15 protein-coding genes and 5 pseudogenes are annotated in these 12,596 nt (G+C 67.2%); 8 read left to right on the top strand and 12 right to left on the bottom strand.

Features of this window, described 5'->3' with window-relative positions; translation table 11 throughout:
* Window positions 1–16: 16 nt before the first annotated feature.
* Window positions 17–487, bottom strand: a complete 471-nt coding sequence (locus tag AS594_RS48165; protein WP_369522878.1) for an RICIN domain-containing protein — start codon at window positions 485–487, stop codon at window positions 17–19.
* Between the two features lie 984 nt (window positions 488–1,471).
* A pseudogene (locus AS594_RS36845) lies at window positions 1,472–2,235 on the bottom strand (IS5 family transposase).
* Between the two features lie 350 nt (window positions 2,236–2,585).
* Here AS594_RS36845 and AS594_RS36840 point away from each other — a divergent pair.
* The 4 genes and pseudogenes from AS594_RS36840 (at window position 2,586) to AS594_RS36830 (ending at window position 3,984) form a co-directional block, all read left to right on the top strand.
* Window positions 2,586–2,771 carry a hypothetical protein gene (locus tag AS594_RS36840; protein WP_069925254.1) on the top strand — a complete coding sequence of 62 codons (186 nt, stop codon included), beginning with the start codon at window positions 2,586–2,588 and terminating at the stop codon, window positions 2,769–2,771.
* A gap of 223 nt (window positions 2,772–2,994) precedes the next feature.
* Window positions 2,995–3,123 (top strand): annotated as a pseudogene (locus AS594_RS45580) (IS5/IS1182 family transposase); the annotation flags it as partial.
* A pseudogene (locus AS594_RS36835) lies at window positions 3,109–3,369 on the top strand (DUF6415 family natural product biosynthesis protein); the annotation flags it as partial. The pseudogenes AS594_RS45580 and AS594_RS36835, both read left to right, overlap by 15 nt.
* A 225-nt stretch (window positions 3,370–3,594) precedes the next feature.
* Complete coding sequence (locus AS594_RS36830) at window positions 3,595–3,984, top strand: hypothetical protein (protein ID WP_069934039.1); 390 nt, start codon at window positions 3,595–3,597, stop codon at window positions 3,982–3,984.
* Window positions 3,985–4,495: 511 nt separating this feature from the next.
* Here the strand turns inward: AS594_RS36830 and AS594_RS44140 are convergent.
* The 5 genes and pseudogenes from AS594_RS44140 to AS594_RS36805 all read right to left on the bottom strand — a co-directional run.
* A complete protein-coding gene (locus AS594_RS44140) occupies window positions 4,496–5,266 on the bottom strand; it encodes a site-specific integrase (protein ID WP_141747236.1) in 771 nt (256 codons plus the stop codon).
* 563 nt (window positions 5,267–5,829) lie between these two features.
* Window positions 5,830–6,150 carry a helix-turn-helix domain-containing protein gene (locus AS594_RS36815; RefSeq protein ID WP_069931723.1) on the bottom strand — a complete coding sequence of 107 codons (321 nt, stop codon included), beginning with the start codon at window positions 6,148–6,150 and terminating at the stop codon, window positions 5,830–5,832.
* Window positions 6,151–6,168: 18 nt separating this feature from the next.
* Window positions 6,169–6,309: a hypothetical protein gene (locus tag AS594_RS46850; RefSeq protein ID WP_338120227.1), complete on the bottom strand. Its 141-nt coding sequence runs from the start codon at window positions 6,307–6,309 to the stop codon at window positions 6,169–6,171.
* Window positions 6,306–7,229 carry a site-specific integrase gene (locus AS594_RS36810; protein ID WP_240509335.1) on the bottom strand — a complete coding sequence of 308 codons (924 nt, stop codon included), beginning with the start codon at window positions 7,227–7,229 and terminating at the stop codon, window positions 6,306–6,308. Before AS594_RS36810 ends, AS594_RS46850 begins: the two co-directional genes overlap by 4 nt.
* A gap of 179 nt (window positions 7,230–7,408) precedes the next feature.
* Window positions 7,409–7,733, bottom strand: a pseudogene (locus AS594_RS36805) (hypothetical protein); the annotation flags it as partial.
* A gap of 535 nt (window positions 7,734–8,268) precedes the next feature.
* Here AS594_RS36805 and AS594_RS47375 point away from each other — a divergent pair.
* Window positions 8,269–8,400, top strand: a complete 132-nt coding sequence (locus AS594_RS47375; protein WP_256097109.1) for a hypothetical protein — start codon at window positions 8,269–8,271, stop codon at window positions 8,398–8,400.
* Window positions 8,401–8,415: 15 nt separating this feature from the next.
* On the opposite strand, the gene AS594_RS36800 is transcribed toward AS594_RS47375, so the two are convergent.
* On the bottom strand, window positions 8,416–8,808 hold the full coding sequence (locus AS594_RS36800; protein ID WP_069931722.1) for a hypothetical protein: 393 nt from the start codon (window positions 8,806–8,808) through the stop codon (window positions 8,416–8,418).
* A 26-nt stretch (window positions 8,809–8,834) separates the two neighbouring features.
* Between AS594_RS36800 and AS594_RS36795 the strand changes: the two genes are divergently transcribed.
* Together AS594_RS36795 and AS594_RS46845 are read left to right on the top strand one after the other, a co-directional pair.
* Window positions 8,835–10,280 carry a transposase gene (locus AS594_RS36795; RefSeq protein WP_240509334.1) on the top strand — a complete coding sequence of 482 codons (1,446 nt, stop codon included), beginning with the start codon at window positions 8,835–8,837 and terminating at the stop codon, window positions 10,278–10,280.
* A 93-nt stretch (window positions 10,281–10,373) separates the two neighbouring features.
* Window positions 10,374–10,676, top strand: coding sequence for a hypothetical protein (locus AS594_RS46845; protein WP_069931721.1), 303 nt, complete (start codon window positions 10,374–10,376; stop codon window positions 10,674–10,676).
* A gap of 14 nt (window positions 10,677–10,690) precedes the next feature.
* Here the strand turns inward: AS594_RS46845 and AS594_RS48160 are convergent, their stop codons facing one another.
* From AS594_RS48160 to AS594_RS48150, 3 genes and pseudogenes are all read right to left on the bottom strand, one after another.
* Window positions 10,691–10,873, bottom strand: coding sequence for a hypothetical protein (locus tag AS594_RS48160; RefSeq protein WP_420877925.1), 183 nt, complete (start codon window positions 10,871–10,873; stop codon window positions 10,691–10,693).
* 139 nt (window positions 10,874–11,012) lie between these two features.
* Window positions 11,013–11,249 (bottom strand): annotated as a pseudogene (locus AS594_RS48155) (transposase); the annotation flags it as partial.
* Between the two features lie 90 nt (window positions 11,250–11,339).
* Window positions 11,340–11,690, bottom strand: a complete 351-nt coding sequence (locus AS594_RS48150) for a helix-turn-helix domain-containing protein (protein ID WP_069931719.1) — start codon at window positions 11,688–11,690, stop codon at window positions 11,340–11,342.
* A 276-nt stretch (window positions 11,691–11,966) separates the two neighbouring features.
* Here AS594_RS48150 and AS594_RS45105 point away from each other — a divergent pair, with 276 nt between their 5' ends.
* On the top strand, window positions 11,967–12,134 hold the full coding sequence (locus AS594_RS45105) for a hypothetical protein (protein WP_167368140.1): 168 nt from the start codon (window positions 11,967–11,969) through the stop codon (window positions 12,132–12,134).
* Window positions 12,135–12,142: 8 nt separating this feature from the next.
* On the opposite strand, the gene AS594_RS36775 is transcribed toward AS594_RS45105, so the two are convergent.
* The gene (locus AS594_RS36775) at window positions 12,143–12,475 is read right to left on the bottom strand and encodes a hypothetical protein (protein ID WP_240509333.1); all 333 of its coding nucleotides are present in this window, start codon (window positions 12,473–12,475) and stop codon (window positions 12,143–12,145) included.
* Between the last annotated feature and the right edge of the window lie 121 nt (window positions 12,476–12,596).

The raw sequence follows: 12,596 nt of genomic DNA, 5'->3' as shown, positions 1-12,596 counted from the left end.
ATTTACGGGACAGCGCTTAGAACCAGGCCTGGTTCAATCCTCCGGTGCACGTCCACTGGCGGGCCGGAGCACCGTCGGCCTCACTCCAGGCCGCGATCTCAAGACACTTTTGGCTGTGCACGTTCTTCATGACCATCTTGCTGCCACTGAAGGTGAAAACCCACTTCTGGTTAGCTCCGCCAGTGCAATCCCATTGCCGGGCCGGAGCACCGTCACTTCTACTCCAGTCCGCTATCTCAAGACATTTCCCGGAGTTCTGGTTGTACAGCGGCGCCGTGTACGGGTCATCGCCAGGAGCCGCCCGACCCTGCCACTTCTGATTCGCCCCGCCACTGCACTTCCACTGCCGGACCGCAGCACCATTGCCCTCACTCCAGTCCGCGACCTCAAGACACTTGTTTATGGTATGCCCGGAAATAAGACTGTCCCAATCCCCGAACGGGTACGCCGCAGATGCAGACGACGCCGGGAGTAGCGAAACGAACACAGCCCCCGCAACTACCCCAACAACCCGACGAGCATTTCGAGCAACGCGAAATCTCACGAAAAGGCCTCCTCACAGCCGGAATCAACCGGCTCGCAAATGTCGAAGTCGATCATAACTTGATCTTGAACCCACGCGCGACGGAGACGCCCGCTCGAAGGCCAGCGTCGCGTTCGGGCAGCCGGCCGCGTAGCGCAGTAGCGCATCGCGCTCGGCCCCGTCCGGGCAGCACACGGGTGGGGCTCTTCGAGAGCCTGTCGTGTGGCATACGCCTGCACCCATCAGCTGCTTCGACTGCCCGAAGTCCGCCATGGCGTGGCGGAACCGTCTTCGCGAGAAGTCGTGCACGTGGCAGGGCTCATGTGAAGGCATGAACGCTCAGTGCACCTGTCGTCCTGTTCGACGTCGGGCACGTTGGATTGCGGCGGCCGTTGCTGCGGCTGACTTTGCTTGCAGCGGCTGTGGAGACGATGGGAGCATTCCCGGCTTAAGTCGCAGCGGTTGTGAGCCCGGTCGTACCGTCCCCGGCTCCGGTTGGTTAGAGCCAGGTGCCGTCCAGGGCGCGGCGGTCGCCGGTGAGGGCGTGCCGTCTCGATACCGATGCCGATGTCGTCGGCGTACCGGGCCAGGACCCCGCCGTCGGCTTCCTGATCGGACAGGAGTCCCGGGGCGAGTTCGAGAGCGACCCAGCCTGCCGTCAGGTGCGGCCACTTCGTCGATCAGGCGTCGTATCACCGTCGTGTCAGCGGGATGGCGTTCCACGTGCGAGGGCCCGCTCGAGAATGTTGTCGTGGGCAGCGGTGTCCTCGGCTGCCGGTCCGCTATCCGCAGCTGCTTGTGCGGCGCGGTGGTGGGAGATGGGGCCCTGGGCCGGGCAGGGTTACCAGGGCCCAACGGGCGCGCGCGCAGACGGTGGCTCTCTTCGTGCGCCGCACCTGACCGGATAACACTGGCGGCGGGTTGCGCGTCACTAAGCCTTTTCCATCCTCAGCTTGAGCTGGCCAGATGGAGGGTGAGGACGGCTTGGACGAGGCTGGTGATTCGGGTCGTCGAGCAGCGGAGCCTCCGGAGGATCCGCCAGGACTTGAGGGTGGCGATGGCCTGTTCGACCAGGGCCCGGACCTTTGCGTGGGATCGATTGACGGTTTGCTGACCGACGGAGAGGCGGTCCCACCGGCCGCGGTATGGGAGTCGGACCGTGCCGCCTGCGCCTTGGTAGCCCTTGTCCGCCCAGCAGGTGATGCCGGCCTCGGCGAGAGCGTCGATGATGCCGTGCTCGCGGGCCGCCCGGATGTCATGGACGGCACCGGCCAGGGCCGGTGAAGCCCACAGCAGACGCCCCTTTGGGTCGGCTATGACCTGCACGTTCATGCCGTGCTTCTTGTGTTTGCCCGAGTAGAAGGGACGGTCGGCGGCGATCCGGTCGATCGGCAGAAGCGTCCCGTCCAGGATCAAATACGCCTTCATCGACGCGGCCCGCATGGCTTCGGCGAGCGTGGGGGCGAGGACGGCCAGGAGCCCGACGGCCTCGGTGACGTAGCGGTAGACGGTGGTGGTGCCGATCCCGAAACCAGCCGCGAGCTGGGCATACGGCTGGCCGTTGCGGAGGTAGACGAGGGTAAGCAGGGCTGGCGACCCGCGCTCAGGCGCCGCCATCGGGTGCCGAGAACACGACGGTGTTCCCTCAGGCGGGCAGTGAGGAAGCGCAGGGCAGAGCTGGAAACGTCGACGCCGGACGGGTAGACAAGCATACGAAGCCTCTGGTGGAGACGGTTCTCTGGTCGAAAACCCGTCTACAGGGGCTTCATCCGTCCGTCAGGCCAACTGGCCATCCGACAGGTGAGATTGGCAATGGCTCACTGTACGGCTGGCCGCTGCCCCGCCCCGGGCCGACCGGTGACCTACGTCTTCGATTACGTATTTCTACTGACGCCTCGGGAAGGCAGCCTTGGGAGACTCACTCCATGAGCTTCCTGACGGAGCCGTGGTGTCACGCCGGGGAGCTTGCTGACTCCCCACTGGGCAACCGTCGCCAGCCGTCCAACGGGTAGCGAACGCTGTCTGGTCAATAGAGCCCGCCTGAACATTGGAGAGTCCTCCGTTGGTTTCCAAGATTCGAGTCCTTCTGGGCATGCTCGTGCTCCTGGCGCTGGCCCTCGGCGCCATCGCCCTGCTCGCGGCCATGAAAGCCGATGCCACCTGGTTCACGGTCGTTCCTCTCGGCATCCTCGTTATCGGCGCGTCCGTCCTCCAGTCGCTCGGATGGTTCAACAAAAAAGGCAGGTGACTGGCCTGGCGCCTCGCAGGGCACACAGCTTCTCCTACGGCGCCCTGCTCGCGGGGCAACGGCAGGTCCGTCCGCCCGGCTAATCCGGGTGCCGTCGAGAGCCGGTCTGCAACCTTCCTGCTCAACTGATCGCAGCCATGGCTGACCGCCGCCGCCCATGTCGGACGGCATTTCATGGGAGGGAGAGGCAGGCGCGAGGTGTGCCGGACGACGAACGGGCTTAGCAAACGTCCGGGCTCTTGTCGAACAGGCCATCGCCACCCTCAAGTCCTGGCGGATACTCCTCCGCAGGCTCCGCTGCTCGACGACCCGAATCACCAGCCTCGTCCAAGCCATCCTCGCCCTCCAGCTGACCGGCCACGCCCGCGCGGTCGCCTCCGACGTACGGCGCCGCGCCGACCAGCTGCCGAAGAGCAGCGGCCCCAAAGCGCTCGCCGACGTCGTCCTGCGCGAGGCGGAAGGCCGGCTGTCCGCGACGCTGGAGGGCACCGTGTGCTGCGTCCAGAGCCGCGCCCGCCTCGTCCGCGCTCTCTACGAACGCCTGGACCGCCTGGAGGCCGCGCTCGCCCCGGAGAGGGTTGTACCGAGCGGGGGCTGAACCGTGGGCTGGACGGTTGCTTCCAGCTACTTCGTCAGCGTGTCGAGTGCCTTCCTCGCCTCACCCAACAAGTCGCTGACCTGGCGCAGAGCATCTTCCTGGGCGTCGGCGGGCTTGCTGACCGTTCCAGCGGAGGAGGCCTGGCCCGGCTCCCGCCTCGGATACCGTGTTGCTCTACGGGGTGCCATAACGGATGTGACGCCCCCCACCGGAGGTAGTCAGCGTATGAGTTCAAAGCGCAGCAAGAATCCAGCCCTGCCCGTACTTGACGACGCATACCGACTCGAGTCGGTCAAGGACGCCGAAGAGTCCACCCGTGACTTGGCCGCGCGGCTGGCCACCACCGAGCTGCGCCGCGTTTCCCACCCGGGCCGGGTCACCTGGGAGCCCACCGATCAGGCCGAGCCCGTACCGGTCCCGCCGACTGTGGTCGACGGTGACGGGGACCTGTGGCTGCGGGACCGGGGCACTGGCACCTGGACCATGCCCGAGTTCAACCCGAAGGAGTTCCCGGCCCGCTGTGGCGAGGTACTGACGTGGAACCAGCTTGCCCGCGAGTTCGGCCCGCTGACCGCACTGGCCGACGACCGCCGCATCGGCGGCGGCCGGCGCTGACCGCGCAGCCTTCTGGGATGACCGCGCCCCTGAAGCGCCCGTTACGGGTAGCTGGGAGCTCCAGCTCACCGCCGAGCTCGACGATGGCGGCGAGCAGGTGAGCGTGGTGGTCGGTCACGATGTCTCCATGTTGCAGCCGGATACGTCGTCGCTGTCCGTGGGGTCGGGGTGGAAGAAGCGGGTGTAGCGGAGGTCTCCGGAGTGATGTTGAACACCGCGCATAGGTGCTGCGGGTCAGCGCCGGTGACGGCGGCCTCTTCGAGGATTCGGTCCTCGCGAAGTTGCTGGGCGGTGACCGGGAGGCCGCGCAGCAGAGGCTGCATCCAGCCGGTTGTGACCGGGGCCCGGGTGTGCGCGGTCTGCGAGCTGATGAACACGTGAGGGTTGCGGGTATGTGGTCAGCGCTGGTGCCGGAGGTGGATGTAGTCGACGGCGGCCTGCTGAGTGAAGGCGTCGAGGGGGTGATCGATGTCGCCGAGCGTGAGCCGGCCGCGGGTGAAGTCGATGGCGGTCAGGGGCAGCCTCGGGCCGGGTGCGGGTAGAGCGCATGGATGCCGACGAGGGCGATCAGCAGCTTCAGGGCGGGGTTGGTCTCGGCGGCTGCGGTCAGACGCTGGATCGTTTCGGGGCTCAGCGGCATGGGCACCGAGCTGGGCCGGGATCCCAGGCTCACGCCTCGTGCGGGGTTGGCGAACAACAGCCGTTCGCTCTTGAGGGACTTGAATATGTCGCGCAGCGCGACGGCTTCGGTGCGCGGTGCCGCGCATTGGGCGAGCCACTCGGTGACGTCGGCACGGCTGACCTGGCGAAGGGTGCGGTAGCGCTGCGAGCAGGCAAGAAGGAACGGGATCGCGGAGTTGGCCTGGTTTCGGACCGTGGTAGTCGAGCGGGGACGGCGGCGAGGTCCGCCGTGACGGACGATGCGGATCCACACGAGGGCTTCTTCGCGGATCTCCGGGTGCACGCTGGCCAGTCGGCGGTGGATCCACGCGTCGAGGGGGTCGATGCGGTCGTCTTCGAGGAGAGCGAGGTGGGCAAGGACTTCGGTGACCCGGATGACGGCACGTCGGTTTTGCTGACGCGGTAGCGTGGCAACGGTGCTGGCCTTGATTGTCTCGTGCGGACCGTGGACGGCGGTCAGTAGGTACAGGCTGTTCTGCACGCGCTCGCGCAAGGCTGGTGACCAGCCTTGGGTCTCGGCGCTGGCATCGGCCTGTGTGGCGACGTAGGCGGTGAAGGCGGAATCGATCGGCGTGACGTCGGGCACGGTGACGCGCGACATGTCCCGAGCTGCGATGAACAGCGGCTCCTGGCGCCACCGGGGTGTCGCCCAGAAGGCGATGTCGGGCTGCTGGTGCGCCGCGGGGGCTCCGTATCCTCGCGGTCGAGCGGCGGCGGCAAGGTGCACCCGCCGGACCAGATCGGCGAGGAACAGCTGCTGCCCGGCGTTGGCCGCGGTGGACCAGTCCGGGCGCTGCCATGTGCGCGGAACTGCGAGAGCTTGGCAGCGGCACAGTCGGCACACCCCCTGTTTGAAGAGCGGCACGGTACGGCGGCAAGTCGCGCAGGTGCCGGTCTGGTGGCCGCGGTTGCGTAGGGAGGTGCAGGCCGCGCAGCGGCCGTGGCGGCGCCAGATGCCCCAGGCAAGGCAGTCGCTGCAGCTGTCCGCATACGGCACGCGGGGATGGCATCGGCGGCAGAAGCCGCCGGCGTAGTGGGCGTCGCTGCCGCAGACCTTGCAGTTCGGAGGCGGAAGGCTGGGATGCAGGCAGCTGAAGCAGCGGGCCCGGCCGTACTCCGCGATCTTCTCGCCGCACTGCTTGCACGATCGGGGACGCAGGTGGCTCACAGCGGTGGTTCCGTCCGGCCGACCCTGCGTCCGAGCCTAGGGCGCTCGCCCGCGACCGCAGCACGGGCGGGAGTGCTCGCAGGTCGCTGAGCGCGGGCCTTCTCCGGTTCTCGGACCATGAGGTCGTTGGGTTCGCAGCCAAGGACCTCGCAGATGATGTCGAGGTCGTCCAGGCGGATCGTGACCGGCTGCCCGGACCACAGGTTGGACATCTTCCCGGCGCTGATCACCAGGCCGGCGTCGGCGAGCATCGCCTGCAGCTGCGATGACTTCCAGATGTCGCGTTGCGCGGCGGCCAGCCGCAGGTTCCACTTCATAAGGGCTCCTGTCCAGGGCTAACCGGTGAACCGGGACGCCACCCGCTGTCCGGCGGAAATCCAGGCATCCTCGATGTGGGTCTTGTTGACGTGGACGTAGATCATCGTGGTGTTGATCCAACGATGGCCGAGCAGCTCCTGGACGGCGACGACGTTCATCCCCTGTGCGTACAGATCCGACGCGGCGAAGTGCCGCAACGCGTGGGGGTGGCACGGCCGGCCCAGCGGGGGAGGTGATGCTGCACTGCCTCCGCCATGCCGCCCCGGATCGCGCTGGTGCTCACGCGCTTGCAGCGCCCGCCGGTGTCGCGGCGCTCGGACGGAAACAGTGGTGCGCCTGGCTCATCGAGCTGGTCGTCGAACTCCCACCGCGGTCCCTGGAGCCACCATTCGAGGAGCTCGCGGGAGCCGTTGATGAGCGGGACCAGGCGCTCCTTCTTCTGGCCGCGGCTGCCCTTACCGCGCAGCAGTACCTTGCCGAATGTGCCCAAGTCCCAGCGGATGTCGTGAACTTCGAGCAGACACAGTTCCGAGACCCGCGGGCCGATGAGGCTGGCCAGGCGACATGCGGTGTAGTTGCGGACGGTCGGCGCGTACTTCCGAGCCGCGTGCAGGTCGTCGCGCCAGCCAGCGAAGAGTCGGTCGACGTCCGCGGCCGGCGGCGGGATCCGCACCCGCATGTTGGTATTGCCACGGGGACCGTTGATCTCGTCCACCGGGCACTGCACCAGTACTCCGGTGGCAGCGTGAATGTCGGCCTGGTGCCGCACCTCCAGGAACTCGAAGTACGTGGCCAGCGCCTGCGCCTTGCGGACCTTCGTCAGCGTGGCCAGTCGGCGCTGGTCCTCGCCGAAGAACCGGTCGAGGTCGGTGGGAACCAGCTCCCAAAGCGGGCCGCCGAACCATCCTCGGACCTCCATCAGGGCATCCACGTCGCCGGAGATCGTCTCGTCGGCGAGTCCGGCCGCCGCCCGTGCGAGCACGAACTCCGACAGCAGGTCCTGCTCGAAGTCCGCGACGTCCTGCGGTGACTGCAGCAGCGGTCGAGATCGGATCGGTGCAACGACTGCGAGCGACATCCCGCCCCCTCAACTTCCCGAAACCGTAAGGAATCTCAGGCTGCTAGAAGAAGGCTCACAAATTCCGAGGTTCCCTCACTCTTCACCCGTAGAGGTGACAGGGACCCATCGATGCACAGCGCAGGGCCACTGGGGAGGTGCCCACGGGCACCGCGTGCGGGGGAACTCGGGCGCACATTCACAACGAGCCCCTCATCAGCGAGCCGGATCTTCGCTCGGTGCAGATCGTCGAGTCGAAACCTTCAGCGCCTCGGCCTCGACAGGATCGGACCAAAGTTCGTGCGGCGACTTCATGTCGCAACCCGGTCTGACGACAATCTTTCCGGCTTTGGTCTCCCGCAGATCGGCCTCGGTCATCTCGGTCATGAAACGGGTGGAGCCGCAGATCACGACGATACGCGGGAGGCTCAGCTGCTTCTTCGCGTCGGCGAGTTTCTCCTCGGGGGTGAGTGGTTGCGGGTATGACACTGGTTCCTCCTGGTGGTGTGGTCCAACGGGTGCCATCTAGCACGACGGTTGTCGTTAATCTCCCACCCCGACCTGGCGTCTTGAAGCGCTGAGCCCGCATCGCTGTTCAAGTGCTCCGTGCTTTGGCTGCAAGCAGGCACCCCAGCCCGAGAAGCGGGCAAGGTCAGGACCGCGCGGTCCGGAACGCGAGATACCGGCTGAAGGCTTCGTGGCTGTCGAGGGTGAAGCCCCCCCTCCAGCAGGGCCGACCGCAGCTCCGGCTCGGTCAGCCAGCCATGCCAGGCGACCTCATCAGGACCGGCGGCCACGGCGTCCGGCACCAAGGCTTGGTGCACGCCGAGAGTACGCGCGGGTCGGTTCCACGGTCGGCGCTCCTTGAAGTCAGGGACTGGGAAGGGCGTATCGGGTGGTGCGGGCCAGTCGGCCTGGACCGCCACCGGAGCCGCTTCGGGGCCGGTGACGGTGCGGGGCAACCGGACGCGGAAGAGGGCCCGCATCGGCGGGCCCTCTTCTGTACGGGGAGGGTTGTGCATCACGCTGAGGCGACGCTGCGCGATGGGGAGGAGCTGGAGTGGACGGCGAATGGGTTGAAGAAGAGTGGGTGGAAGAGGAGGAGTGGGTCGAGGCCGTGGAGGAGCCGGCCGCGGTGGAGGAGATATACGTCGAGGCGTACGCGGAAGCGTGGGTCGAGTACGAGGACTGACACCCGCTGGCCTGGTCAGCCGTTGAAGCGGTTGCGCTTGAACACGGCCTTCTTGATGGTCACCGTGGTGCCGCCGTTTCCGCCGCGGCGCTTGCGAGTGCCCGGGGCCAGGAGCACGCTGACCAGGACGGCCAGGATGGCGATGGTCATGACGGCCTGACCGAGCGCGGACAGGATGTCGTCGATGTGGGCTAGGCCCGGGGCAGCGGCCCCGACGCCGAACCCGGCCAGGGCGACGAACCCGCCCGACGACAGGGCCAGCACGCTGTACTTCCACACCCAGGCCGGAACGCCCGGGCCCGGCGTACCGGGCAGCGAGTCGACCGGTGCGGCCTGGGTGAAGGCGGTGGGGCGGCCGCCGGTGCGGGCGGCTTCTTCCTTGCGGATGAGCGCCCAGACGCGGGCCATGTAGAGCTCGTCGGAGATTCGAGTCCGTGGGCGGCGGCGAGGTCGCCGCTCCACATCCGGCCCCCAGCGGCCACCAGGACCTGCTCACCGAGGACGACAAACTCACCGTCACCCATGTGCTGCAGTTCCTGCTCGGCCTGTCGGACCGGCAGGCCGCCGAGGCGGTCCGCTGCCGCATCGACTTCAAGTACGCGATGGCCATGGAGCTGGACGATCCCGGGTGCCATCACAGCGTGCTGGCCGATTTCCGCGATCGTCTTGCTGAAGGCAACCGTGCTGACCGCCTCCTCGACCTTGCGCTGGCCCGTCTCAAGGAGGCCGGACTGGTGCGCGAGCGCACCACCCAGCGCACCGATTCCACCCATGTCCTGGCCGCGGTGCGTGACCTGACTCGCCTGGAGCTGATCACCGAGGCGGTCCGCGCCGCACTGGAAGAGGTCGCCGGCACCTCCCCTCACCTGCTGGACGAGCTGGTCGATGAGGACTGGGGGCGCCGCTACGGCCGACCGGTCCGCCTGGGCAAGAACCCCACCAAGCCCAAGACCAGGATCCTTGCCACTGGAAACGACGCGGTCCGGCTCCTGGAGCACCTCTACCAGCACGGAACAGACCACACGTCCGGCCCTCGCGTCCAGGCCCTGCGCCAGATCATGGTGCAGAACTACCACCGTGACGCCGCAGGCCACCGGCGCTGGTGCACTGCCGAGGCGGAAGGCGGGCTCGGGCTGCCGCCCTCGTCCCGGGCGGTCGTTTCTCCCTACGACACCTCGGCCCGCTACGCACGGCACGGACACATCATCAGCTGGAAGGGGTTTTCCGCTCACCTGACCGAGACTTGTGCTCCCGACGGCCCCAACGTGATCACGGACGTGGCCACCACCGCGGCCACCACCCACGACAGCCAGGTCCTGCCCGGCATCCACACCCGCCTGGCCCTCCGCGGACTCCTGCCCGCCGAGCACCTGGTCGATGCCGGCTATACCTCCCTGCCCCGCCTGGAACAAGCCACCCGAGAACACCAGGTCACCGTCTCCGGGCCGCTCCGGAGCAACCCCACCCGGCAACACCGCCGGAGCGAGGGCTTTGCCCGGGACGACTTCCACATCGACTACGACCATCAGCAGGTCACCTGCCCCCAGGGCCAGGTCAGCCAAGGCTGGCACGGCCCCTACCCGACCTCCTCGCTCACCGCCGCCCCGCTGATCGTGGCCAGGTTCACCAAAAGCCAGTGCCAGCCCTGCCCGGCCCGCACCCAGTGCACCACCACCGCCGACAGCGCCCGCACCGTGGGCTTTCCCCCGCGAGAGCTCCGCGACCTGCAACTTCGCGTCCGCACCGAGCTGCCTTCCAGAACTACCTCGACCAGCGCGAGATACCCCGGCCGAAGTCATGGCGAATTCTGGGTACCTGACCTCGACGGGTCCAAGATCCCCGACAGAGTCAAGTTAGAGCGTGTCTCTTTGACAGGTTGAACGGGGGACGTACCTGGGCCCGGTGGCACCGGGCTCATGGCAGAGAGACCATGGATTGGGGGATCCAAGCGCGCAACGCTGGGGAGTGTAGATATGAACACCAAGCCCGCCTGCGGACCGGAGCGCGACCCTGACTTCTTCGAAGAAGTCGACAAACTATTCGCCAAGCACCCTGAGGCCGCTGACAGGTATGCGGTGAAATGCAGGAGGTTGGAGCTCGAAATACTGAAGATCGACTTCAAAAAGCAAGTAGGGGTCACGCGTATTGAAGACGGCCGCATCGTCACGGAGTTCCTCGATCGCGACAAGGTCGAGCGTGATGCTGGCCTCGCCCGGATGTGCTGCGAGTGGCCGAAAAGTGACGACGGCTCTTGCAGCTTCATATGTCCGATCTGATTCACACCTATTGATCAGAAACTCAAAGGGTTTTTGTTGAGGGTGTGGCGGACGTGGGGGCCGTGGAAGTAGCCGCGGACGATGTGGGGCTGGCGTTGGCGTCTGCGGAAGAATCGGCGTGTCTCGGCGGCGAGTTCGGCCTGGTTCCGGGCCCGGTGGCCTTTGGGTAGGCTGTGCTTGAGGTCGGCGTTGACCAGCTCGTCGGGATTCAGCTCCGGCGAGCACGGGGGCAGGAAGTGCAGCGATGCTGTGGCCGGTCGGCGAGCCGTGGCCGGTCAGGAAGCGGCACATCACGGTGGCGTCGAAGGTCTCGGTGAAGACCATGAAGTGCATCCGGCCCTTGGTGCTGATCGCGGACATCGCGTTCACCGAGAACCGGTTGCCCGTGCGCCGCACGATCGGGGTACGCCCCTTCTCGCCCCAGGTCCGGCCGGTGACCTGATCGGAACGGACACCGACCTGGTCGGCGAAGAGGATCTCACCGCCCTCGGCCTTCGCCCTGGCCCGGATCGCCGGCCAGGTCTCCTCGTGCCAGCGCCGCACTGCCCGCGGGTCCTGTTCCACCGCCCGCTTGTCGGGACGCCGGAAGGAAAGCCCCCACCGCTTTAGGTACTTGCCCTTCCCGGTTCGGTCAGCCGCACCCGGTACAGCTTCGCGATCAGGTCACCGATCAGCCCCGCCTCCACACTGCCCCACCAGGCCCACATCGCTCGGCCGATAGTCAAGTACGGCCTGGCGCACGGCGGCTTGCTTGGCCTCGCCCAGCACCTGATGGACCCCCACCGGGCGACCACGCGGCTGCGCGAGCAGTGCGTCCCGGCCCCCGCCCTGCCACCTCGCCCACCAGTTGTCCACGGCCTTCAACGACACCCCGAACACCGCCGCAACGTCCTCACGGTCCCGCCCCGCCACCAACGCGGCCACCGCCCGCAACCGCAGAACCTCCTGCGCCGACGGCGACAGATGCCGCGCGTCCCCCACCAGATCACTTGGACTCCGTCGGCTGACGGCCATCGGAGCCGATGGGCCGCGGACCGGGACAGGTCCCGCGGCCAGTTTCTGGTGTCACTCCGCAGCAGGCTCTATTCGGGAAGGTCGCCCCTTTGCTCCTGCCGAAGGGAGACCAACAGCTCGGGCGTCGGGGGGAGGGAACGCGGGTCGGTAAGGTCCGGTGGCTCGGCGTCGAGCCGGAGCGCATAGCGACGAGCGCCTTGTACGAGCCATGCAGCCTTGCCGTTTACCAGAGCGGTATCTGCCGCGACCCGCTCCCGGTCCAGTCGCATCCGCTCGGTGGCTTCGAGCACCACCAGCCGAAGGCTGGGCGGACATCAGCTGCCGGTGACCGACCTCGTACTTCACGAGCTGTGGCCGCTCGTCGGCACCCGCCGCGCCCGCGCGGCGCACACGGCTTTCACGATGGCCGCACCGTCCGCACCGAAGCACCGGCCGCGTGCCTGAGCGGTGGGTCAGAAGATCGGGGTCTGCGCTTCGACTTCGGTGAGCGCATCCTCCATGGTCAGCGACGGCAGCACGCGGACACGGTTCCAGTGCGGGAGACGAGACTCCATCAGGAAGCGGTCGACATTCTCGACCTTGTCGGACTGCACGACCGCGACAATCGTGTGTTCGCGGTTGACGAAGGGACCGGCCACGATCTCGACGCCTGCCTTCTGGGCGAGGTTCGGCACGTCAGGACCGGTCTTCAGCATCAGGTCGCGCGTTGTCGCGTTGGAGGTCGGACAGATTTCCGGAGTGTGGGTCGCGATCAGGACGAAATGCATCTCGAGGTTCCCTTCCACTCGAAGGCCCCTGATCTCAGGCTAAGCCGCGCAAAGGTGCTCCGCGACCGGCGATCCCGGCTCTGACCGGCGGAGGAACATCGCTCTGCGACACGAGCGCGCACCAGACTGCGTTGACATC

It is taken from the genome of Streptomyces agglomeratus (assembly GCF_001746415.1).
GTDB classification, from domain to species: Bacteria; Actinomycetota; Actinomycetes; order Streptomycetales; family Streptomycetaceae; genus Streptomyces; species Streptomyces agglomeratus.
Note: the sequence above shows the minus strand (reverse complement) of the source record. Positions and strands in the feature narration are given on the sequence as shown.